This is a genomic window from Enterococcus moraviensis ATCC BAA-383, from assembly GCF_000407445.1.
GTDB classification, from domain to species: domain Bacteria; phylum Bacillota; class Bacilli; order Lactobacillales; family Enterococcaceae; genus Enterococcus_L; species Enterococcus_L moraviensis.
In genome coordinates, this window is record NZ_ASWB01000004.1 from 255,138 (window position 1) to 278,200 (window position 23,063).

At 35.2% G+C, this 23,063-nt stretch carries 20 protein-coding genes; 15 read left to right on the top strand and 5 right to left on the bottom strand.

All coding sequences use genetic code 11. The features are described from left to right. Nucleotides 1-45: 45 nt before the first annotated feature. Nucleotides 46-291 (top strand): hypothetical protein, encoded by a 246-nt coding sequence (locus I586_RS14705; protein ID WP_010763661.1) that lies wholly within the window; start codon nucleotides 46-48, stop codon nucleotides 289-291. Nucleotides 292-625: 334 nt separating this feature from the next. On the opposite strand, the gene I586_RS14710 is transcribed toward I586_RS14705, so the two are convergent. Further along, on the bottom strand, nucleotides 626-1,417 hold the full coding sequence (locus I586_RS14710; RefSeq protein WP_010763662.1) for a helix-turn-helix domain-containing protein: 792 nt from the start codon (nucleotides 1,415-1,417) through the stop codon (nucleotides 626-628). An 88-nt stretch (nucleotides 1,418-1,505) separates the two neighbouring features. Here I586_RS14710 and I586_RS14715 point away from each other — a divergent pair, with 88 nt between their 5' ends. Continuing rightward, nucleotides 1,506-3,680 carry an alpha-galactosidase gene (locus I586_RS14715; RefSeq protein ID WP_010763663.1) on the top strand — a complete coding sequence of 725 codons (2,175 nt, stop codon included), beginning with the start codon at nucleotides 1,506-1,508 and terminating at the stop codon, nucleotides 3,678-3,680. 52 nt (nucleotides 3,681-3,732) lie between these two features. On the opposite strand, the gene I586_RS14720 is transcribed toward I586_RS14715, so the two are convergent. Both I586_RS14720 and I586_RS14725 read right to left on the bottom strand, forming a co-directional pair. Further along, nucleotides 3,733-5,346, bottom strand: coding sequence for a glycoside hydrolase family 13 protein (locus I586_RS14720; RefSeq protein WP_010763664.1), 1,614 nt, complete (start codon nucleotides 5,344-5,346; stop codon nucleotides 3,733-3,735). After that, on the bottom strand, nucleotides 5,336-7,297 hold the full coding sequence (locus I586_RS14725; protein ID WP_010763665.1) for a sucrose-specific PTS transporter subunit IIBC: 1,962 nt from the start codon (nucleotides 7,295-7,297) through the stop codon (nucleotides 5,336-5,338). The genes I586_RS14720 and I586_RS14725 overlap by 11 nt, the downstream gene beginning before the upstream one ends. A gap of 253 nt (nucleotides 7,298-7,550) precedes the next feature. Here I586_RS14725 and I586_RS14730 point away from each other — a divergent pair, with 253 nt between their 5' ends. The 10 genes from I586_RS14730 to I586_RS14775 all read left to right on the top strand — a co-directional run bounded on the left by I586_RS14730 (nucleotide 7,551) and on the right by I586_RS14775 (nucleotide 19,069). Next, nucleotides 7,551-9,032: a sucrose-6-phosphate hydrolase gene (locus I586_RS14730; protein ID WP_010763666.1), complete on the top strand. Its 1,482-nt coding sequence runs from the start codon at nucleotides 7,551-7,553 to the stop codon at nucleotides 9,030-9,032. 13 nt (nucleotides 9,033-9,045) lie between these two features. After that, nucleotides 9,046-10,029 (top strand): LacI family DNA-binding transcriptional regulator, encoded by a 984-nt coding sequence (locus tag I586_RS14735; protein WP_010763667.1) that lies wholly within the window; start codon nucleotides 9,046-9,048, stop codon nucleotides 10,027-10,029. 21 nt (nucleotides 10,030-10,050) lie between these two features. Continuing rightward, entirely contained in the window at nucleotides 10,051-10,923 is an 873-nt protein-coding gene (locus I586_RS14740; RefSeq protein ID WP_010763668.1) for an ROK family protein, read from the top strand. Nucleotides 10,924-11,262: 339 nt separating this feature from the next. Next, entirely contained in the window at nucleotides 11,263-13,032 is a 1,770-nt protein-coding gene (locus I586_RS14745) for a hypothetical protein (RefSeq protein WP_010763669.1), read from the top strand. A 233-nt stretch (nucleotides 13,033-13,265) separates the two neighbouring features. Further along, entirely contained in the window at nucleotides 13,266-14,195 is a 930-nt protein-coding gene (locus I586_RS14750; RefSeq protein WP_010763670.1) for an ROK family protein, read from the top strand. Between the two features lie 48 nt (nucleotides 14,196-14,243). Further along, nucleotides 14,244-14,999 (top strand): MurR/RpiR family transcriptional regulator, encoded by a 756-nt coding sequence (locus I586_RS14755; RefSeq protein WP_010763671.1) that lies wholly within the window; start codon nucleotides 14,244-14,246, stop codon nucleotides 14,997-14,999. 196 nt (nucleotides 15,000-15,195) lie between these two features. Further along, nucleotides 15,196-16,506: a PTS sugar transporter subunit IIC gene (locus I586_RS14760; RefSeq protein ID WP_010763672.1), complete on the top strand. Its 1,311-nt coding sequence runs from the start codon at nucleotides 15,196-15,198 to the stop codon at nucleotides 16,504-16,506. Nucleotides 16,507-16,537: 31 nt separating this feature from the next. Further along, the gene (locus tag I586_RS14765) at nucleotides 16,538-17,977 is read left to right on the top strand and encodes a 6-phospho-beta-glucosidase (protein WP_010763673.1); all 1,440 of its coding nucleotides are present in this window, start codon (nucleotides 16,538-16,540) and stop codon (nucleotides 17,975-17,977) included. 248 nt (nucleotides 17,978-18,225) lie between these two features. Then, entirely contained in the window at nucleotides 18,226-18,822 is a 597-nt protein-coding gene (locus I586_RS14770; protein ID WP_010763674.1) for a PTS sugar transporter subunit IIA, read from the top strand. A gap of 61 nt (nucleotides 18,823-18,883) precedes the next feature. Next, nucleotides 18,884-19,069: a hypothetical protein gene (locus tag I586_RS14775; protein ID WP_010763675.1), complete on the top strand. Its 186-nt coding sequence runs from the start codon at nucleotides 18,884-18,886 to the stop codon at nucleotides 19,067-19,069. A gap of 106 nt (nucleotides 19,070-19,175) precedes the next feature. Here the strand turns inward: I586_RS14775 and I586_RS14780 are convergent, their stop codons facing one another. Then, complete coding sequence (locus I586_RS14780) at nucleotides 19,176-20,066, bottom strand: tyrosine-type recombinase/integrase (RefSeq protein WP_010763676.1); 891 nt, start codon at nucleotides 20,064-20,066, stop codon at nucleotides 19,176-19,178. A 90-nt stretch (nucleotides 20,067-20,156) separates the two neighbouring features. Here I586_RS14780 and I586_RS17315 point away from each other — a divergent pair, with 90 nt between their 5' ends. Continuing rightward, nucleotides 20,157-20,864, top strand: a complete 708-nt coding sequence (locus I586_RS17315; RefSeq protein WP_010763677.1) for a class I SAM-dependent methyltransferase — start codon at nucleotides 20,157-20,159, stop codon at nucleotides 20,862-20,864. On the opposite strand, the gene I586_RS14790 is transcribed toward I586_RS17315, so the two are convergent. Then, nucleotides 20,859-21,863 (bottom strand): hypothetical protein, encoded by a 1,005-nt coding sequence (locus tag I586_RS14790; protein WP_010763678.1) that lies wholly within the window; start codon nucleotides 21,861-21,863, stop codon nucleotides 20,859-20,861. The two genes, I586_RS17315 and I586_RS14790, sit on opposite strands and share 6 nt — an antisense overlap. Before the next feature lie 444 nt (nucleotides 21,864-22,307). Between I586_RS14790 and I586_RS14795 the strand changes: the two genes are divergently transcribed. After that, nucleotides 22,308-22,730 carry a hypothetical protein gene (locus tag I586_RS14795; protein WP_010763679.1) on the top strand — a complete coding sequence of 141 codons (423 nt, stop codon included), beginning with the start codon at nucleotides 22,308-22,310 and terminating at the stop codon, nucleotides 22,728-22,730. Between the two features lie 24 nt (nucleotides 22,731-22,754). Further along, complete coding sequence (locus I586_RS14800; RefSeq protein WP_010763680.1) at nucleotides 22,755-23,057, top strand: hypothetical protein; 303 nt, start codon at nucleotides 22,755-22,757, stop codon at nucleotides 23,055-23,057. Nucleotides 23,058-23,063 lie beyond the last annotated feature (6 nt).

A 23,063-nucleotide genomic window follows, 5' to 3' on the forward strand; every position in this document is an offset into this window, starting at 1 on the left:
ACTCCTGCGATAATCGGTATAGAATAAACAGTAAAGGAGTAACAAATGAAAAAAGTTTTTCTTCTAAGCCAAGTATTATTTGCTATTAATATAATTATACTCATAATCATACCTGCAATTTTTTTAATTCTTTTTAATATTTTTCCTAATCTGGATTCAAGCGAAAATGGATTAGGTGCCTATCCGTTGGCGTGTTTTATATGGGGGATTGCTGGACTGATGCTAACTATTCCATTTGCCGTGGTTATGGCAATTACATACGCTATTTATAAAAAGTATAACAACCATTGAAAAAGCTGGCTCTGTTTGGTATCTTGAGTAAACTGATGTATCTAGCTCAAAAATAATTATATAGTATATCTATGAGATCAATCATCTTAATCGATGATTGGGCTATTTTTGTGTTTTAAAGAGGGATAAAATGTTTAATAACAAAGAAAATCGTTACATCACGAGAGGAGTGAACGAACAAGTACCAAAAGAAATCCAACTCTATTGCTAGCAATTAATCAACAAAAAAAGAAGTGAAACTGAAATAGAATTAGACTATTTAAAAATAGAGTACTACTTTGGGCAGTTATATTAAGCATTTCGCAATCTAACTTGATTGAAAATAAACTATGTCTTAATAGTAGCGTGATTTTCTATTTTTATACTCACTAGGAGAAATTCCCATTTCTTTTTTAAATACTTTACTAAAATAGTTTCCTGTAGAAAAACCAACTGATTTTGCGACAATATCCACTGCGTTATCTTCCCATAATAGCGATAATGAATGAAGGATGCGCACTTTTTTTAAATAGTGTATTGGTGGCGAGTTATAAGCTACTTCGAATTGCCGAATCAATTTGTATTTTGAGAGTTCGTATTTTTCAGATAAAAACTCTAGGCTAATGTCTTCGAAATAGTGTTCATCAATATATTTTTTTACAGTCTCGATAATATCTGTTTTTTGTTGGGTTTCTTTTTGCACCTCTTCTTTAATATCTAAAAAAAGTGAAAATGCAGCTTTAGCATTTTGTGTAACCGTTAATTCCTGTGTTTTTACATCAAGAATAAATCTTCGTAACAGTTCAATGAATGTCTCTGATAATTCAACAATGGTAATCGATGTATCTAACCATTGCAGCATACTTCCTGAAAACTCTACAAATAGAAAGTGCCAATCTTCACCAAAATAGCGATAATTTCCAGGAATCTTAGCAAAAAAGGCTTTATTTTGTGTTAAGGTAACGGTTTTGTCTCCTATTTGTATAAATCCTTGCCCTCTTAATGTCACTTGCAAAACAATTAGTTGTTCTTTTCGATTACGTGCATCCCAATCATAATGAATACTTCCTTGGCCGACACCAATGCCTCGGATGAGTGGTAAATGTCGGTCATCGATGTAATGGAATTGACGTACAAAATTCTGCAATTTATTACCCTCCATGAAATAATTTCTTCTTGTTACTTCTGATTATACTCGATATCATGAATATAATAAAAGAAGAGGGATGATAAATATGTCGATCTATTTTGATGCAGCACAGAATTTTTTTCACCTAAGCAATAATGAAATCAGTTATATCATTGGTATCGAAAAAGAACAATATCTTACCCATAGATATTTTGGTCCTCGTTTGGCAGAGTATCATCAAGTCAATCAGCTGCAAATGATCGATCGCGGTTTTGCTACGAATCCAATCAGTGAAGAACGTACTTTTTCGCTAAACACGCTACCACTTGAAACGAGTACGCAAGGTAACTTAGATTATCGAGTGAGTAATTATCAGTTTCGGAATATAGACGGACATTGTATTACTAATTTTGTGTATGATCATTTTGAAATTTCAGAAGGCAAGCGACCTTTAGAAGGTCTCCCTTCACTGAGGGGAGACCAAGGACAAACCTTAGCAATTTATCTTGTAGATTCTATCCAGTCACTTGAAATGGTGTTGTATTATACGATATATGAAGATCTTCCTGTCATTACACGTAGCGTATCATATACAAACAATGGGACACAGATAGTCTATATAGAAAATGCTGGTTCGATGCTCTTAGATTTTCCCCGTTGTGACTTTGACTTACTAACACTTAACGGGGCGCATACAAATGAAGCAACAATCCATCGCCAAGCTCTCCATCCTGGTATACAAAAAATCGCATCGACCAGAGGAACGAGCAGTCCGCAGCATCATCCGTTCTTAGGGCTTGCTGATCGGTATACAAATGAAGATCAAGGGGATGTTTATGGTTTTCATTTTATTTATAGTGGAAATTTTGTTGCTCAAGCTGAAGTAGAACAGTATGGAAGCACACGGGTTCAAATCGGAATCAATCCAGAGACATTTGAATGGAAATTGTCACCTGGAACAACTTTTCAAACGCCAGAAGTTGTGTTGAATTTTAGTAGGCAAGGATTTAATCAACTTTCTCAGACGTTTCATACGTTATACCAAACCTATCTGATTCCTAAGCAATGGCAACAGGAGGAACGTCCCGTATTACTTAATTCTTGGGAAGGGAATTATTTTGATTTTACTGAAGAGGACTTGATTCGCCAAGCTCAATTAGCGAGTACATTAGGGATTGAATTATTTGTTTTAGATGACGGGTGGTTTGGACAACGTGCAGATGATACAACTTCTTTAGGCGATTGGTATGTGAACAACGCAAAACTTCCAAATGGGATCGAGCATCTTGCGGATGTTATTCACCAACAAAAGATGAAATTTGGTTTATGGTTTGAGCCAGAAATGATTTCTGTAAAAAGTCGTTTGTTTGAAAGACATCCAGAATGGAGTTTACAGGTTCCAAATTACCCACAAACACAGGGGAGACAACAGCTGGTCTTAAATTTAAGTTTGCCAGAAGTACAAGATCACCTCATTCAAATGCTGACAGCGTATCTGTCATCAAATAAAATCGATTATATAAAATGGGATATGAATCGACATTTAACGGAAGTGGGTAGCTTTCTTTTACCTCATGATCAGCAAAAAGAAGTTAGCCATCGTTATGTCTTAGGACTGTATCGTATTCTATCTGAAGTAACAGAACGATTTCCCAAAGTCCTTTTTGAAAATTGCTCTAGTGGTGGAGGTCGATTTGATCCAGGAATGGTTGCTTATATGCCTCAAACTTGGGCAAGTGATAACACAGATGCGCTATGTCGCTCGAAAATCCAATATGGTTATAGCTATCTGTATCCGCCGATTATGATGGGGGCTCATGTTTCGGATAGTCCTAATCATCAAGTAGGGCGAAATACTCCCTTAGAAAGTCGATTTTTAATTGCAATGAGTGGAAACTTTGGCTACGAATTAGCAATCGAGAAACAAACGCCGCAAGAACTCGAAATGATAAAAGAGCAAATTATATTTTATAAAAAGCATCGTAAACTGTTACAGTTTGGTCAATTCTATCGTTTAAAAGAACTTGATGCGTCTTATTCTACTGCTTGGCTATTTAAAAACGAAACAGAAGCGCTTCTTGTCTATTCCAATGGACTAGCTCAACCAGCACAAACGGTTCAATACTTAAAAACAAAATATCTTGAGGAATCAACTCTTTATAAGGATACGAATACAGGGGAAATATATAGTGGTAGTGAATTAAATCATGCCGGTATTCTTGTACCGAGGATCAAAGGGGATTTCAATTGTTTCTATATTCATTGGACTGTTTTTAGGTAAATGATACATTAAAACGATCCACTACGGCAAACTGCTGTAGTGGATCGTTTTGTTAATTTAGTAAAACAGCATAGGCTTCGTAAGGGAGAAGGGTTTGACTAATTTCTTTTTCATAATTATGAATCAGGATTTCTTTGATTTGTTGTGTTGCATCCAATAAGAATTGATCTGGCTTCTCGGAAAAATTGACGACAACTAATAATTTTTGTCCTTGATACTTACGAATATAGGCCAATACTGCTGTGTCTCCAGTTGAAATACTCTCAAATGTTCCTTCTGTAATCACTGGTAATTCTTTTCGGAGTTGAATCAGTTTTTTATACGTATAAAATAAGGAGTTTGGATCATCTAAAGCGGCTGCTACGTTGATTTCACTTGAATCTCCTACAGGTAACCAAGGAATACCAGTTGTAAAGCCCCCTTGCTTAGAATTATCCCACTGCATCGGATGGCGTGCGTTATCACGTCCTTTGGCATTGATAGAGGTAATGATTTCCTCTTCTGTATAGCCTAAAGTGATGCGTTCATCATACATTCTACGACTTTCAATATCATCGACTTCATTGATGGATGTAATTGGATGATTGATCATCCCGATTTCTTCACCTTGGTAAATATAAGGAGTTCCTTGAAGAAAATAAAGATAGATAGCTAACATTTTACCACTAAGCACCCTGTACTCTTGATCATTGCCCCAACGAGAAATGATTCGTGGCAAATCGTGATTATTCCAAAATAGGGAGTTCCAGCCTTTATCAGTTAATTCAGTTTGCCATTTAGAAAAAACATGATGTAGTTCTTGTGGATCAAGTTTTTTTAGATCCCATTTTCGTTTGCCCGGTTGTTTATCCAAATTGATATGCTCAAATTGGAAAACCATCGATAATTCATTTCTGTCCTCGTCAGAATAAAGCTGAGCAATTTCGGGTGTCGCGCCCCATGTCTCGCCGACTGTGACCAAATCATATTCTCCAAAGGTATTTTGGTTCATTTCCTGTAATAGTTCATGGAGTTTTGGTCCATTTTTAGTAATGAATTGGTCGGGTTCTTTTCCAATTAAATCAATAACATCTAGACGAAATCCGCCTACTCCTTTTTCAATCCAGTAATTCATCATACGATAAATTTCGTAGCGCATCGTTTTATTTTCCCAATTTAAGTCAGGTTGCTCTTTGGCGTGTAAGTGAAGATAATATTCTCCAAGTTCTGGAACCAATGTCCAAGCAGAACCGCCGAAGTTTGACTGCAGGGTGTTCGGCGGTCGTCCGTCAACGCCCCTTCTCCAAATATAGAAATCATGAAACTCGCTCTTTGGATCGTGAAGCGCGGATTGAAACCACGGATGTTCAGAGGACGTATGATTGACGACTAAGTCCATGATGATCTTGATATTCCTCTTTTTGGCTTCTTCAATTAGTGTGTCCATATCCTTCATTGTTCCATAATCTAGATTGATCGCTTGATAATCACTGATATCATAGCCATTATCTTCATTAGGGGATTGATATACAGGACTTAACCAGATTGCTTCTATTCCTAGAAAAGCAAGATAATCTAACCGTTGAATAATTCCAGGAAGATCCCCGATGCCATCTGCGTTCGTATCTTGAAAGCTACGTGGATAGACTTGATAGATCGTTGCTTTTTTCCACCAATTAGTTTTCATAACGCACACTCAATGCTAGTAGATCTTGGTTTCCATCGGCACTTAATGTGTCAATTACTTCAACGGCTTCATAGTCGTTCGTATTGGTCACGATCATCATCACTGTTGGGTCAAAGCCGGCTTGTTTGACAGCGTCTAAATCGACTGTTCCTAAGATATCCCCTTTTTTCACTAAGTCTCCATATTTTTTAGTCGTTTCAAAGAATTCTCCATTTAATTTTACCGTATCGATCCCAATATGGATCAGGACTTCTGCACCATGGGTTGTTTTTAATCCATACGCATGTTTTGAATCGTATACGACCGTTAATTCCCCATCGGCTGGGGCGTAAATAATCCCTTTTTCTGGAATTACCGCAATGCCTTTCCCCATCATTTCTTGTGCAAAGACAGGATCGTTGACTTCTTTTAAAGCAATAGGTGTGCCTTTGACTGGTGCAGCTAAGATTTCATCTTGAACCGCGATCACTTCCGCTTCAGGATCTTCATTGATTGCAACCGCAACTTCACCTGCACTAGTGTCATCATCTGCAAATACAGCCATATGACGTTTACCATAAGCATATGTCGTAACGAAACCAACTAAAATGCTGATGACGATCCCAATCATGAAATAAGGAATTGATTTTGGTGCGATTGAAATGAATCCGATCACACTTGCAGGGCCCATTGCAACGGATAAAACATGAAATGCACCGATAAATACACAAGCAACTGCTGAAGCAATCATACCGCAGATAAATGGAAATTTAAGTTTTAAATTGACCCCAAAAATTGCTGGTTCCGTAATTCCTAGCATCGCTGAAATACTTGCTGAGGTCGCTAAACTTTTTTGTTTTTTATTTTTAGTTAATAACATAATGGCAAGTGTTGCTGCACCTTGACCAACGTTTGCCATAGAGGCAACTGGGAAAATGAAGGAACCGCCAGTGCGTGCAACATCTGCTAACAAGGTAGTCTCAATTGCTGGAAAACTTTGATGTAGTCCTGTAATAACAATTGGTGAATAAAACAGTCCGAATACACCTAAACCAATTGCTCCTGTTGTATTATACAACCAAACAAGTCCATCAGTTAAACCATCTGAAACGATTCTCATCACAGGTCCCACAACGATAAAGGTTAAAAATCCAGTAATAATAATGGCTAGCATTGGGGTGAAAGTAAAATCAAATGCATTTGGAATGCGTTTGTGGAAGAATTTTTCTAAGGTTGCTAAAAGCCAAGCAACCACTAATACTGGCAATACAGAACCTTGATAACCTGCTTGGGCAACGTTCATCCCAAAGATATGCCAATAATTCATACTGCCTTCCGCAATTGCATTCGCCACACCATAACCATTAACTAAATCAGGCATAACCATCGCCATTCCAATGGCAGCACCTAGATAAGGATTACCACCAAAGCGTTTGGTTGCAGAAAATCCAACTAAGATAGGTAAAAAGGCAAAAGGAGCAGAGGCCAACAAATTAATGATGCTAGCAACATCCGTTACAGCTGGAAACATTTCTACAACGGATTGCGGGCCAAACAAATGTTGTGCAGTTAACACATTATTCAAGGCCATCAATAAACCACCCGCAACTAAAGCAGGAACAATCGGAACAAAAATATCAGATAATACTTTAATAAAGGCCATAATTGGATTGTTCTTCTTACCGTTTGCCGCGACTGCTTTCAAATCAGCGGTGGATGCTTCTTTGACATTCGTTATTTTTATCAGTTCATCATAGACATTGTTGACATCACCAGCCCCAATAATGATTTGAAACTGGTCATTAGCTTCAAAGGTTCCTTTAACAGCATCATTATTGTCTAAAGCTTTTTGATCCACCTTACTTGAATCTTTTAAAACTAACCTTAGTCGTGTCGCACAATGCGCTGCAGCTTGAATGTTGTCTTCGCCGAGTGCTTGCTTGATTTCCTCTGCTACTTTTTTGTAATCCATTCTCGTTCCTCCTAAATGTCATTTAAGCGATTTCAATAGAAGTGGCCATCTTGTGTATGAAAGATAGAAATGAAATCGCTTTTTCACATCCAAAGTATACCATTTTTTATAAAATTGTCAAACGTATAACAATAATTAAAATCCCTTATTAAAGGGGAAAATACATTTTTTTATTATGGATTGATTAACGTTTGACATTGTGTGTTTTTAAAGCTAAACTATATGCAAGAATACGCTTACGAGGAGAGTACATATGTCTGTAAAAAAAGCTTGGACAAAAGAAGAACGTTATCGTCCATATCAAGAATGGGATAAAACGCACGTGGCCTTATTGAAAGAGAAAATTGTTAATTCTAAATGGCGTTTTGGGTATCATATCCAGCCAAATACTGGCTTACTAAATGATCCAAATGGTTTTTCATATTTTAATAATCAATGGCATGTTTTTTATCAATCCTACCCAATGGGAGCCGTTCATGGGTTAAAATCTTGGTATCATCTGACATCCGATAATTTAGTGGATTGGAAAGAAGAAGGGACGAAAGTATTTCCAGATAGTTTGTATGATAGTCATGGTGTTTATTCGGGGTCTGCTTTGCCTGTTTCGGACCAGTTGTTTCTTGCTTATACAGGAAATGTTCGTGATGAAGAGTGGGTTCGCCATTCCTATCAGTTAGGTGCCTGGATGGATGACTCTGGAACCGTTCGGAAAATCGAAACGCCACTGATTACTGAACCACCGGCAGGTTACACATCTGAATTTAGAGACCCCCAAGTGTTCCGTTCCGATGATGAGTACTTGATGGTCATAGGTGCTCAAAATGAGGCTGAAAAAGGAAAGATTCTTACTTATCAGAGTTCTGATTTGCTTACATGGCAGTGCAAGGGTGAATTAGAGTTTACCGATAAAGAAATGGGTTTTATGATTGAATGTCCTAATTTACTAGTAACGAAAGATGCTACATTACTTATTTTTTGTCCTCAAGGTTTAGAACCAGCTATTTGTTCTTATGGAAATATTTATCCTAATACTTATGTGATTGGGGATTCTTACGATAGCGAATCGAATCGTTTGATTCAGCCTACTGCATTAAAAAATCTAGATGAAGGGTTTGATGTATACGCTACACAAGCCTTTCAAGCACCAAATAACCGTTTATTGTCTATTAGTTGGGTAGGTTTACCAGAAATTGAGTATCCAACAGATCAAGAAGAATGGGCTCATTGTTTAAGTAGTGTAAAAGAGCTACTTATAAAAGATAAAAAATTGTATCAACGTCCTGTCGTAGAAATGAAACAATTACGTGAAGGTGAAGCGATTGAGTTCAACCAAGATTCTGATTCTTTTTTTGAAACAGACACAAATCAGTATGAATTAATGCTATCATTTGACCCGCTTTCCTGTGGAACGCTTACTTTGTGTACGAATAAAGAACAAAATAAAGGATTAAGGATTAATTTTGACTCGCAACATGGTAAAATAACGATAGACCGTAGTCAAGCTGGTGCTGTTTTTGGAGAAGAATATGGATTTGTCCGATCGTTTTCTGTTGAACAAAAGCCTTTGGAACTACAAATCTTTGTAGATTCTTCGATTGTTGAAGTCTTCGTCAATGAAGGTGAAAAAGTAGCAACAATGCGAGTATTTCCAGAAACACATCAGACAGGAGTCTATCTAGATTGTGATGGAGGCTATCAAGGGAAATTATGGCAACTGCGGAAAACTAACCAATAAAGGATGAATGAACATGGTTGTCAAACTAACAGATGTAGCAAAGAAAGCTGGTGTTTCTCCTACTACTGTTTCTCGTGTTATTAATAATTATGGGTCCTTAAGCCAAAAAACGATTGATAAAGTAAATTTGGCAATGAAAGAGCTGAATTATCAACCAAATTCTTTAGCTCGCTCCTTACAAGGAAAAAATACACAACTGATTGGATTGATTTTTCCAACTGTTGCCAATCCTTTTTTTGGTGAGCTCGTTGAAAGAATCGAAGGAAAACTATTTGACTTAGGCTACCGTGTTATTTTGTGCGATAGTGCTAATAATAAAGAAAAAGAGCGTCATTATATTAATATGCTTGCTGCGAATAAAGTAGATGGGATCATAGCTGGTGCTCATAACTTAGGAATTACCGAATATGAAGATATCGAGCTTCCCATTGTTTCTTTTGACCGTTATTTAGCTGACAATATTCCAATCATTGGCAGTGATAATTTTCAAGGGGGCTATCTAGCTACTGAAACATTATTTGTCAAAGGTGCTCGAAAAATTGCGATTCTTACAGGATCACAAGAATCCAATTCGCCTACAAATTTTCGTTTAAATGGGTATTTAAGTTTCTTAGAGAAACACGAATTAGAACCTAAAATTTTTCAGATTCAAACAACGGCTAGATCAACAACGTTGAAAAATTTAGAAATCAAACATATTTTAGAAACAGAAGAAATTGACAGTTTGTTTTGTACAGATGATTTAACGGCTATCCTAGCATACAATCAATGTCAGCAGTTGAAGATAGATGTTCCTGAACAAATCAAGATCATTGGGTATGATGGAACCAAATTCATTCAAAATTATTTTCCTCAACTATCAACGATTGCCCAACCAATGGCTGATTATGCAGATATTTTAGTAGATTTGTTGTTACAACGAATCCAAAATCCAGAAAAAAAACTTGAAAAAAATTACCTACTACCGGTAAAACTAATTCAAGGTCAAACAACATAACCCTTAAAAGGAGTGAACAATATGTTATACGGTGCAATCGAGGCTGGAGGCACGAAATTTGTTTGTGCAGTAGGAAATGAAAACTTAGAAATAATTGAGCGTGTATCGTTTCCTACAGAAACACCTGAAAAAACGATGCGCTCTGTGATTGATTTTTTCAAGAAATTTGAAACCCTCTCAACGATCGGAGTCGGATCATTTGGTCCAATCGATGTTAAACGAGAGTCTGAAACGTACGGCTATATTACATCTACACCGAAACTTGCATGGAAGAATTTTGATTTTGTTGGGTACTTAAAAGACCAGTTAGCTAACATTTCTGTTGCTTGGACAACGGATGTAAATGCGGCTTGTTATGGGGAATATATTGCGGGATGCGGTAAAGGCTTATCAAATGTAGTGTATTATACTATTGGAACGGGCGTTGGTGGTGGTGCTTTAGTAGATGGGCAATTCGTTGAAGGCTTTAGCCATCCCGAAATGGGCCATGCGATGGTTCGACGGCATCCTGAGGATACATTTATCGGTAGTTGTCCGTACCACAAAGACTGTTTGGAAGGATTGGCTGCAGGACCTGCCATCGAGAAAAGAACAGGTACTAAAGGTCAGGATTTACCTCCTGAAGATGCATCATGGGATATTGAAGCATACTACATTGCACAATGTGCGTACAATACAACCTTACTTTTTTCCCCACAAATAATTATTTTTGGCGGTGGGGTTATGAAGCAAGAACAATTAAGAAAAAAAGTCCAAGAACAATTCGCTAAGCTCATGAATGATTATGTGAAGTATCCAGATTTATCGACTTATATCGTTACCCCTCAATTGGGGGATAATGCTGGCGTGATTGGTTGTCTCGCTTTAGCAAAGGATTTATATTTGCAAGCTTAATCAAAGGTGACAAAGAAGAAGCCATTATAGATTATCGTTCAATGACTGATAATTTAATCGATGTTTGATCTTTTTTTCATATTATTGATTTGACAGTCTATCCAACTATTATTCACTTCTAATACGCAGAGTAATATCATAACTAGGAATATTTTTAGAAATCTCGCCATAAATATACTAAATAATAAATGAAAAATGATACACTTACAATCAGATCAAGATTACAACAATAGACATTGTAAGTAAAAATACAATCTTGTATAATAAAATGAATCAGAAAAGCTACTTCTACTCCTTAGTAGAAGTACTTTTTTTATCTAAGTTTAAAGGAGGAAAAGTATGTTTTTAAATTTTATCGGGCTAACGTTATTTTTTGGTATAGGGATATTAGTTGCAAATGGTCTTAGTTTAATGATCACAAAAGGGAAAAACATTAAAAAAATCATTGTGTTAGTAGTGCTTGAGCTACTCTTGTTGGGCAGTTTCTTATTTATTGCCTTACCTAGCAAAACACTATCAACTATTTTATGGATCAACCTAATAGGAGCGGTACTTGCAAGTAGTTTGTTAGTGGCAAGTCGCTCTCTCAGTCAAGCTTCCAATAAAATCTTGCACAAAGGGCATAAAACGACCGTGACAAATGGAGTGAATGATTGGTCTGGGCGTGTATTGGGTATTAGTATTGCTGCGATGGTTTTATTATTTATTGTTAGTTCTGTAACGAAGGTAACGGCGATTGATGCTGTCTACCAAACGATTCCGTTAAAGACTGAAGAGAAAGCAGAAGTTTTAACCTCTACCAAAGAAACACCGATTGCTATTGCACCAAAAACAGCAAAACGTAAAATGTTACAAAAGTTCTCAGTGATTCCAAACTCCAATATGTTTACATTGGATGGGATTACGGCGCAAGTTGTGAATGGGGAATACGTCTATGTTGCGACAGTGGAATTTAATGGATTTTTCAAATGGTCAAAATTAGGAGCAGTTCCTGGCTACTTCATTATTAGCGCAACGGATATTAATGCTCAGCCAACATTTGTAGAAAAACCGATCATTTACACACCTTCAGCTTATTTTGGGAAAGATGCTGCACGTAAAATTTATGCTGCTTATCCTGATTACGCGGCTACTGGGAAAATCAATTTGGAAATCGATGAAGAGGGGAATCCTTTTTATATCCAAACCTTATATAAAGAATACGGTGTTTCTGGTCGAATGAATTATAACGAATTTAAAACAGCTATTTTAAATGCCACAACGGGTGAAGTGAAAGTCTATGACAGCAAAGATGCGCCTAAATTTGTCGATGCGCCAATCACTAGTTCTGCTGCCAACAGTATCAATGAATACTTTGGTCGTTATAGTCAAGGCTGGTGGAATCAAACAATGTTTGGTGCTAAAAAAGATGTTAAAATCCCAACGGAAAACGGTATCTATGCATCAGGACAAATCACGCCGATGATGAATAAAGAAGGCAGTCAATTGTTGTATTTTACGGACTTTACAAGTGGAGATGAGGATCAAGATTCTGCTTTAGGTTATTCACTGATTAATGCCAGAACAGGTCAAGTAACTTATTATCGTGATACAAAAGTAGGGATCATGGATAGTGACGGTGCTATTTCGATTGCAGCGAAAATTTATCCAGAGAAAAAATGGAAAGCCAGTATGCCAGTGCTATATAATATCGATGGTGTTCCAACTTGGATTGTTTCTTTAATGGACAGTAAAGGGATTTTCAAAAAATATGTGTATGTGAATGCCGTTGATAATGATATTGTGGTAGATGCTGATGCAGCCCAAAATGCATTGGATGCTTACCGAATTGAATTAGCAACAAAAGGTAGTAATAATACAAGTAGTGAAGCAGCTAATTTAAAAGAAATCAAAGGAAGTGTTTCTCGTGTAACGATCGTTGCAAGTGAAGCACAAACCGTTGTCTCCTTTTTGTTGGAAAATGATAAAACCATCTATAGTGTGACAACGAATAACAGTCCAATGGCTCTTTTCCTGAAAGAAGGAGATAAGGTGGCGTTCAAAGCGGCTGTTACAGTAGATGCAAAAGCTGCTAGTATTGAAAATTTTGTGATAGAAGGACTAGAATAGCATTATAGAGAAGTTTGCCAAATCTAGAGGAATAACAGTCCTCTAGGTTATTTTGATAGATAAATGAAACCAATTTATTATTTAGTATTAACTGAATACAGCTGTTAAACAATTTGGATTGATACAAAGAGATTTAGAAAGGAAAAAAATCCATAACAAGATATGATACAATACTTCTCAAATGAAGGCGTTATCTTTAATTCTTCAAATAAATAATAGAGGAAGTTGAATTTATGTATGTAGGATTTGATATAGGCGGAACGACCATTAAATATGGTGTTTTGGATGAATGTGGTACTATTTTAGAAAAAGGAAGTATTGAGACAAAATATGAACCAAGTGCATTTTATGCAAATCTCCTAAAAATCATTGAAGAAGCACAAAGAAATTATCAAATAAATGGAATTGGTATAAGTGCTCCAGGAATCGTGCAAAAAGATGGGTTTATGCTAACTGCTGGAGCCATCAAACCATTATATGGCGAAAACTTCAAACAAAAACTTGAGGAATTAACGGGGCTGCCTGTTACTGTTGAAAATGATGCAAATGCAGTTGCTATAGCAGAAAAATGGATTGGCAATGCAATTGATTTGGAGAATTATTTGTGTTTAGTTCTAGGTACTGGAGTTGGTGGTGGAATCGTCATTAACGGGAAAGTATATCGTGGAGCTCATGGTATGGCTGGGGAATTTGGTTGGATGATGATCGACAAATTGCCGGAAACGGGTAATCTTGAGGCAGTTTCGATTAATAGACGAGCTTCTGTCGTCGACGGTCTTGTTCGTTTGTATAATGAAGCGCGGCAAAGTGAGGACGAAACAGCTGTGCCTGTTCGAGATGCAAGGGAGATATTTACCTTAGCTGAAAGTGGTGACGAACGTGCAATAGAAATGACGAAACAATTTTATGTGGATCTTTCAGTCGGTCTGGTAAATTTAATTAGTTGTTTTGATCCAGAAGTGATTCTGATTGGCGGCGGTGTGAGTGCGAATGAACATTTTCATAGAGAGCTTCAAAAAACGTTGGCAGAAGTAGAAAAGAATCATGCAGCTATCAATTATTTAAGAGGAAAGACTATTGCACCTGTTAGACCAACCAAATTAAAAAATGACGCAGGACTTATCGGAGCAGTTTATCAAGTACATCAAGTTGTCAGCAAGTAAATTTTTTATGGTATAATTTTCTTAGCGAATTAAAGGAGATTAACATAAATGGCGATATTTGATTATCTGAAATTAAACGATCTATCCTCTGTGGAACAAGAAATTTATCGATTTGTTGTGAATAACCTAGATAAAATCCCTTATATGCGTGTTCGAGATATTGCGGACGGTGCTCACGTGTCGTCAACCTCTGTTTTTCGCTTTGTTCAGAAAATAGGGTTTCATTCTTTTCCAGAGTTTCGTTTTTATATTAAATCTCATTTAGATAATGTTCGCCAAGCAGAGAATAAAAAACATATTGGCATTGAAGAGCGAGTGAACTCCCTTAATATGGAAATTTTTCATCCCGATGTAGAATATCAAATAAAAAAGATGGCACAAGAGTTACGAGATAGTGACCTGATATTGTTTATGGGAATGGGCGCTTCTGGTGCAATCGCACAGTATATAGCTAGAAAATTAGCGAGCTTAGGTTATTTATCCATCAGTTTGGATGATCTGACCTATCCTATTCGTAGTTTTTTACGCAAAGATCAAAAAAATGTCATCGTATTTTTAAGTGTCTCTGGTGAAACAAAAGAATTGGTAGAAGTAATTGCGGGTTTACAAGATAAGAACAGTGTCAAAAAGTATTGTATTACGCTAAACAAGAAAAGTACGCTAGCTCAACTTTGTGACTACTCTATTGAGTATGAAATCAAAGAAGAACGCAAAGATATTTTTCTGGATTTGACTAGTCAGTTACCAGCGATTGCAATCTTGGAAACACTGATCAGCTATCTTAAAGACTTTCGTAATGATTAAATCAACTATAGTACAGCAAATTAACTAGAGGGGAAAACGTACTTTAGTTAATTTTTTTTGTCTAAAATATGGAACGACTTGTTCCGTACAAGGAATTTGTTCTATTTCCCAAGAATTTATTTTTAAAAAGGAGGCGCTTACTTTTTTTCGGATTAATTTATGTATAATACGTTTATAAATGAAAGGAGTTTTATCTATGCAAAAATTTAATGACATCATTGATCGTTCATTAGTACCGATTGCGACAAAGTTAAATAATCAACGTCACATCGCAGCGGTTCGAGATGCGTTTATGTTGATTTTTCCATTAACGATTTCTGCGTCACTGGTTATTCTAGTTAACAACATTTTATTTTCAAATGACAGTTTTGTCGTGCAATTATTACGTTTATCTAGTGTTTTTCCAAATTTAGAAGACGCTCAACAGGTTTTGTCCTCTGTGGCAAATGGAACAATCAATATCATGAGTATTTTTATCACGTATCTTGTGGCTCAAATCTTAGCAAAACATTTTGAAGCTGATTCAACTTTGGTCGGGTTAACAAGTATTGCAAGTTTTATGATCTTATATCCTAAACCTTTTAATGCAGACGATATGAATGTGATCAGTACACAATACTTAGGAGCGCAAGGCTTGTTTGTTGCGATGATCGTTGGTTGTTTAGTAGGGGAGTTTTTACCAAAGTTATTCAAAGTAAAACGTCTACAAATTAAAATGCCAGAAATGGTTCCGCCAGCGGTTTCTCGTTCCTTTTCAAGTATGATTCCAATCGTTATTGTAGTGGGGATTTCAGCAATTATAAACTTTTTAGTATTGATGATTGCACCTGAAGGGGTGAACGAACTTATCTATAAAGGAATTCAAAGTCCATTACGTGATCTTGGTGGAAATGTTGTTGGAGTAATGTTATTAGCCTTTATTCAAACATTGCTATTTTCTATCGGTATTCATGGTCCAAATACGTTAAATGCTGTTCGTTCTGCTATTTTTACAGAGCAAGATTTAGCTAATCTGGATTTTATCAATAAAGGTGGTTCACTTTGGGATGTTCCTTACAAAGAAACATGGGGAATTCTAAATGATATGTTTGCGAATATGGGTGGCACGGGGATGACAATGGGCTTAATCATCGCGATTTTTATTGCATCACGACGACCTGAACAAAGAGAAATTGCGAAGATGTCATTAGTTCCAGGGATTTTTCAAATTAATGAGCCCATTATATTTGGGTTACCAATTGTTTTAAATCCACTATTGATCGTTCCGTTTATATTGGTTCCAATGGTTAATATCATGATTGGTTATTTTGTTACGGTGGTATGGCCGATTATGCCGTCACCCGCAATAGGTGTTCCATGGACCACACCTGGGATTATTAACTTATTCTTAGGGACAGGTGGAAATATTGTTGCAGTTTTAGTAGGCGTCATTTGTTTGGCAGTGTCTGTTTGTATCTATTTACCATTCGTTATTGCCTCTAATCGTGCACAGAAGATAGATTTATAAACGAAGTATTTTTGATTGAAGGAGCTTGGTTATGACGAATAAAATAGCAGAAAATTTTTTATGGGGCGGTGCGATTGCAGCCCATCAGGCGGAAGGGGCTTGGAATATAGATGGTAGAGGGCCTAGTACCGCTGACGTGATGACCGCCGGCGGAAATGGTATCCCTCGGAAAATAACGAAAGGGGTTTTGGATGGAGAATACTATCCAAACCATGAAGCGATTGACTTCTATCATCATTATAAAGAGGATATACAACTGTTTAAAGAATTAGGCTTGAACTGTTTGAGAACGTCTATTTCTTGGAGCCGTATTTTTCCTAAAGGAATCGAAGAAGAGCCAAATGAAGCAGGTCTATTATACTATGATCGTTTGTTTGATGAATTACTAAAAAATGGTATTGAACCTGTTATTACCCTATCACATTTCGAAATGCCTTATTACATTTACGAAAAATTTGGAGGGTTTGCCAACAAACAAGTTATCCCCTTATTTGTAAAATTCGCTAAGTGTGTGTTTGAACGGTATAAAGATAAAGTAACTTACTGGATGACATTTAATGAAATCAATAATCAAGCGGATGGACAAGAGCCCCTTCATGTTTGGACGAATTCAGCGATGATTATTGAAGATGAAGACAAAAAAGAAGAACTTGTTTTTCAAGCGGGAATCAACGAATTGATTGCTAGTGCCGCCGCTGTGATCGAAGGGAAAAAAATAAATCCTCAATTCCAAATTGGTTGTATGATGGCGTATGTTCCAGTTTATCCGTACTCGTGTAATCCTGAGGATATGATGGCCTCTGTTAAAGCGAATGAGCGAAGATTTTTCTATAATGATATCCATGCTCGAGGAAAAATCCCAACCTATGCGACAAAATATTGGGAACGGAAAAACTACAACATAGCTATTAGTGAGAGTGAATTAGCTATTTTGAAAGAAGGAACGGTCGATTATATCGGCTTTAGTTATTATATGTCTGGTACGATTTCCACGCTTAAAGATGTCGAAGGGATGCAGACAGAAGATATTCCGAATGCAAAAATAGTAAAAAATCCATATATAAGTGTGTCTGACTGGGGTTGGCCAATCGATGAAGTGGGCTTACGCTATGTTTTGAATACCGTTTATCAACGCTATGATCTACCATTGTTTATTGTAGAAAATGGCTTTGGTGCGTATGATAAATTAACGAAAGAAAATACCGTCCATGACGACTATCGGATCGACTATTTGGGTAAGCATATTGAACAAATGAAAAAAGCCATCATAGAAGATGGTGTTCCAGTTATTGGGTATACGCCTTGGGGAATCATCGATATCGTTAGTTTTGGTAGTGGGGAAATGGAAAAAAGATACGGTATGATTTATGTGGACAAGGATAACGAAGGAAAGGGAACACTTCAACGTTTGAAAAAAGACTCATTTTACTGGTATCAGAAAGTGATTGAAACGAATGGTGAAGAGGTTTAAGTGTTAAGTAACGAACTATCTTTTCGTATTTAAGCGCAGTAAGATGATCAATAGATTGTTAAAAATAAAAGACAACGGTATCTCATTTTCGTAGAAACCGTTGTTTTTTTAGATGAATTCAGAATAATTAAATGAGTTATATGGCAATAGTAGTTGCTTTTACTTCAACTTTATCTCTTATGTGTTTTTCCATTAAGCAGACTTCATAAAAGAGCACCCTAGTTGGTGCAAAATCCGTAGATACTTTAATGAAATTTTATTCTACTTTCTTAGTGGTTTCAGCAGAGATTGCTTTTGTCGCTACTTTTGCCATTCAATGGTATTTAGGCTTTGATGATATTGAAAATGACAACGAAATATTAAGCAAAAAGGCGGAGTCTAAAAAAGTTGAGTCAATTCAAGAAATTTATAGCCCACTTAACGGAACGGTTATTCCATTATCTGAATTTCCAGATCCTGTATTTGCCAATGAAATGATGGGAAAAGGTGTAGCCATTTTACCCAAGGAGAATAAAGTCTATTCTCCTGTTGTTGGAAAAGTGGTAAGTATTTTTGAAACAAAACATGCTATCGGAATTGAGGATAGTAATGGGGTAGAAGTGTTGATTCATATTGGCTTAAATACAGTTGAGCTGAAAGGAAAGTATTTTGAATTGTTTGTTCAGGTCGGAGATTCGATTAAAATGGGGGATACATTAGCCCATTTTGATAGAGAAGAAATCGAAAAAGAAGGATATTCAATGATCACGCCTATAATTATTACAAATTCAGCTGATTATCAAGAAGTTTTAGTAGTAGCTAAAGGAGAAATTCAACCGGGGATACCGCTGATAACTGTGTACTAAAAGGAATTATATCATTTATTTGTAATGACCAATCATCTTAAATGGTGGTTGGTCTATTTTAATGTTAGGAGGTGAAAATAAGAAAGTCTATTATTATATAGCGAATAATGGTGTTGATGCAACTACTGGTACTGAGAATGCTATAAGTTTTGGAGAAGTAAATATAGATGATATGTGGAAATCGCAGTCTAATATTAACGATTTTGGTACAGTAAATAAAATTGTAAACAATATCATTATGGAGTAGAATAGCAGTCCTTATTCTATAAAACCGTATTTGTTGAAAAAAGAAGTGAGATAAATATATAAATAGAAATTAGGATAATTGCGCATTTACAATTACCCTAATTTCTTTACGAGTTGTTTCTAAAACCATAGAGAGTAAGAACTTTCTGTTTCCGCGTAGAAGAAACACTTGTGTAAATTTCCGTTGTAGAGATATTGGAATGTCCTAAAAGTTCTTGAATATCTCTTAAGTTAGCACCATTATTCAATAATTGAGTTGCAAAACTGTGACGTAAATAGTGAGGAGTAGATAAAGAATTAATTTGAGATAAATATCTATATTTTTTGTAGATATTTGAAATTCCAAAGATAGATAAGCGATTACCATATTTATTTAAGAAGAAAGAATCTTCATTGGGCGAAGGGGTATACTCTTTGCGACAAAACAAATAATCATTGATTATTTGTTTTGATATATCAGTGGTTAAAAAAAGTATTCTCTCTTTGTTATTTTTACCATGAATAATTAAATCGCCATTATTATAGTCGCTCAAATTGATATTACTGATTTCGCTAATTCGAAGACCTAAATTAATCATTATCTCGATGATTGCTTTATCTCTTAAGTGATCACGTCTTTTTTTATCAGACGAGGGCAGGTAGTCATTAACGCTACTAGTTAATCGACGGAGTTCGAGCACACTTAGTGTTTTGGGCAATCTTTTTTCTTTACGTATAGCTATAGTAGGTAAGGCCATGAGTTGTAAATTCTCTTGATCAGTTAAAAAATTCCAAAACATTTTTATTGTAATCAATTTTCTTTTTTTTGTGTTGGACTTATAGTTGTTTGTTTGAATTAAAAAATCAGTATAATTAACAAAACAATCATCAATTGTACCATTAGTTGGATCATAGTGATTTGTAAGTTGATTTAAATCAGTTGTATATGCACGAATTGTTTTAGGCGAAAGGTTTTGCATTTTTTTATAAATAATAAATCTATTGATATAGTTTTTCATAGGTTCTCCTTATTGAAAGTTGGTATTTTTTACAAAATATATGATATAATAAAACTACTAATAATACGCAATTATTTGGAGGTTTTTTATTTGAAAAAAATTGATACAGAAAAAGTGAAACAATTTTATGAAGAAGTTAATGACGTTTGGCAAAAAGATAAATGGTATACATATTCAAGAAAAATTATTGAAAAATTTATACTTAATCAAAATATACCAACTAACCACTATATTTTGAATGCAGGTTCTGGAGGAAGTGTCTATAATTTATCAAACAAAATGGAACATTTAGACTTAGCTGAAAACAAAATCAACATTTTTCCAAATTATACCGTGGGAAGTATTGAAAACACAATATATCCAGATAATAGTTTTGATTGTGTCATTTGTGTAGGTAGCGTCCTCAATTACACAGATGCATTAGCAAGTATTTCCGAAATATCTAGAGTTCTAAAAAGGAATGGACAACTTATATTAGAATTTGAGAGTAGTTGGGGATTTGAGCACCTTAAAACAAAAGCCTATAAAAAGGATGCTGAAATATTGGATTTAAAATATTATAATTCATATCATAAACAGTGGGTTTATTCGCCTTCTTACATTGAAAATATTTTAAATAGTTATGGCTTTAAAATTACTATGGACAAAAAATTTCATATACTTAGCTCATTACACTTTAGGTTTTCTCAAAATGAAAACAAGGCAGCATATTTTGATAAATTTGACTCTCTCTTAGAAAAAATTCCTTATTTTAAAAATCATTCAGATAACCTAATAATATCAGCTATAAAGTTATAATTTATTTTTGCTTTTTCCAATTAAAATGGAAACTATTGGTGCGAATATTATCGTGAGAACACTTCCTACTATTGAATTAATTTCACTCATTTTTATACCAAGATAATCAAGTAGTTTGTTCATACCAAATATCAGTCCAACCCCAATTGTTAGTCCCATGATTACAAACAAGAAGATTTTTTTATTAGAAATGTTTTCTTCTGATGGAAGAAGCTTACTTGTATTTTCACTGTAATCTTTGTTTTTTAAACTACCATAGTTAGAATATTCAATATGCACTTTAGGATTGTTCTTCGTAGATTTTTCTATTTCTATCAAGTTCTTAGCGGTTTTTTCTTCAAATTTATTGGACAAGTTATCACTATTAAAAATTTTAAACCATTCAACTGAATAAGAATAAACACTTTTCACTATTTGTATATATGTTTGCCGTGAAAGTGTAGGAACATTGTCATCTGCTTGTATGTATAATTTTGCTTCAAATGAACTTTCAAAGTTATCAAAACCAATTTGTAGAGTATGATATAAAGCTTTTAATTCACCAAAGTTTTCTAAATACAAAAGTTTTCTAAAAAATCTACTTTCCTTGTCCACATTTTTTCCATTGTCTTTATTACTAATTTCAACTATCCAGTATGCAACATCTAGAGGTAGTTCAGAAATAAAGGTTTGCAATAAATTTAAGTAGGTTAAAAACGATACATTATTACGAATAGAATTTTCAATAGCAATATACTCAATCAAAATACTTTTCGAGTCTTCTAAGTACGATAAAATTGCTAGACCACTAACTTTATCACTATACTTCAGAATAAACCCCAATACTTTAAAATCTTCTTTTTCTTCATTTTCAAGCATCTTCGTGATTTCATTAGAATCTGTTTTTATTTCACGAGGAGTAACCATATTGTATATTTTTAGAGCTTCTATATAGTCTCGGCTATTTGTTTTACTGATTCCTGTAATTGAAAAATTAATTGAAATAGTTCTATTTTCCACTTTAAAACCTCCAAATAATTGCGTATTATTTGGAGGTTTTAAATTAATTTAGATTTTAGAAAACTATCATTCACTTCTGATACACAGAACTGTATCATAAATAAGGAAATTTTTTGAAAAGAAGGTATTCAGGTGAGTAATAGGTGCGATTTTCTGAAATTCATTATGAAAAGATGAGTTTCACTCTTAAGGAGTAGAAAAAAAAAATTTAATAATAAAAAAAGAGGTTGAATTGAAAAATAATATCGGTTGAATAAAAGAGCACCTAAAAAGATGTTTCTGTTAAAGAATACATTTTAGGTGTTCTTTTCTATGTCCTGATAAACAGAAAGTGCAATAACGTTATTGAAAAATCTTGTTTGCGTATCAGCCTGTTATTGTTATTAGTCATTAGGTTTGGTAAACTTTAAATTATAACCTGACTTTATGTAAAGGAGTAAATACATGTTTTTTACCAGTGAATTTCTAGAAAAGAAGCAGAAATATACCACACTTAAAACAGAATTATCGACTGCTTTAACAGAACATTCTTCCTATTTAGAGCAATTGGAAACTACGATCTCTTCAGCTGAGGGAAAGTTTACTAGTATTTCTACCGCAGACGGAATTCCGAATCAAGATACGTTAAATAAAATAAACGAACTGATATATGAACTACAGATAGTAAGTAAAAAAATAAAAAGTCGAAATGACAGTATCTCAGATGGTGTTGCTGCAGCAGAAAAAAAAGCGAAGGACTATGGAGAGCGTTATACGGCAGAGAAGAAGCGTGAAGATGATTATCGTCAAGAAATAGCGAGAAAAACACAAGAAAATATACGGAAACAACAAGAAGCACTTGAAAACAACAAAATTATCCCAAGATAGTTAGAGTGAGGAGGCAACACACGAATGAGTAATGTTGAGATAAAATCAGGCGATCTCTCTGAAGTGATCAGTAGTGCATCGAAAGCAGAAAGTGCAATGCGTGCTTCTCTGGATGTAGCGAAAGCTCTTGTTTCTAGCAGCAGTGGCTATGATCAGACATGGACAGGTGAATCGAAAGATAGCTATCTGATGTATTTAGGAATCGTTAAACAATACCATGAAGACTTAGCGAAATGCGTGAAGAGTTATAAAAAAGCGGTCACAGAACTACAAAAGGACATTGATTCGTTTGATTCGTCGGAAATGGGCGAAATACGAGGGATTTAGGAGGAA

Excerpts from the sequence above, each read along its gene's own strand:
- I586_RS14750 (WP_010763670.1), top strand. The coding sequence starts at position 13,266 with ATGTATGTAGGATTTGATATAGGCGGAACGACCATTAAATATGGTGTT.
- I586_RS14760 (WP_010763672.1), top strand. The coding sequence starts at position 15,196 with ATGCAAAAATTTAATGACATCATTGATCGTTCATTAGTACCGATTGCG.
- I586_RS14755 (WP_010763671.1), top strand. The coding sequence starts at position 14,244 with ATGGCGATATTTGATTATCTGAAATTAAACGATCTATCCTCTGTGGAA.
- I586_RS14705 (WP_010763661.1), top strand. The coding sequence starts at position 46 with ATGAAAAAAGTTTTTCTTCTAAGCCAAGTATTATTTGCTATTAATATA.
- I586_RS14800 (WP_010763680.1), top strand. The coding sequence starts at position 22,755 with ATGAGTAATGTTGAGATAAAATCAGGCGATCTCTCTGAAGTGATCAGT.
- I586_RS14765 (WP_010763673.1), top strand. The coding sequence starts at position 16,538 with ATGACGAATAAAATAGCAGAAAATTTTTTATGGGGCGGTGCGATTGCA.
- I586_RS14720 (WP_010763664.1), bottom strand. The coding sequence starts at position 5,346 with ATGAAAACTAATTGGTGGAAAAAAGCAACGATCTATCAAGTCTATCCA.
- I586_RS14730 (WP_010763666.1), top strand. The coding sequence starts at position 7,551 with ATGTCTGTAAAAAAAGCTTGGACAAAAGAAGAACGTTATCGTCCATAT.
- I586_RS14740 (WP_010763668.1), top strand. The coding sequence starts at position 10,051 with ATGTTATACGGTGCAATCGAGGCTGGAGGCACGAAATTTGTTTGTGCA.
- I586_RS14745 (WP_010763669.1), top strand. The coding sequence starts at position 11,263 with ATGTTTTTAAATTTTATCGGGCTAACGTTATTTTTTGGTATAGGGATA.
- I586_RS14735 (WP_010763667.1), top strand. The coding sequence starts at position 9,046 with ATGGTTGTCAAACTAACAGATGTAGCAAAGAAAGCTGGTGTTTCTCCT.
- I586_RS14795 (WP_010763679.1), top strand. The coding sequence starts at position 22,308 with ATGTTTTTTACCAGTGAATTTCTAGAAAAGAAGCAGAAATATACCACA.
- I586_RS14725 (WP_010763665.1), bottom strand. The coding sequence starts at position 7,297 with ATGGATTACAAAAAAGTAGCAGAGGAAATCAAGCAAGCACTCGGCGAA.
- I586_RS14780 (WP_010763676.1), bottom strand. The coding sequence starts at position 20,066 with ATGAAAAACTATATCAATAGATTTATTATTTATAAAAAAATGCAAAAC.
- I586_RS14770 (WP_010763674.1), top strand. The coding sequence starts at position 18,226 with ATGAAATTTTATTCTACTTTCTTAGTGGTTTCAGCAGAGATTGCTTTT.
- I586_RS14715 (WP_010763663.1), top strand. The coding sequence starts at position 1,506 with ATGTCGATCTATTTTGATGCAGCACAGAATTTTTTTCACCTAAGCAAT.
- I586_RS14775 (WP_010763675.1), top strand. The coding sequence starts at position 18,884 with ATGTTAGGAGGTGAAAATAAGAAAGTCTATTATTATATAGCGAATAAT.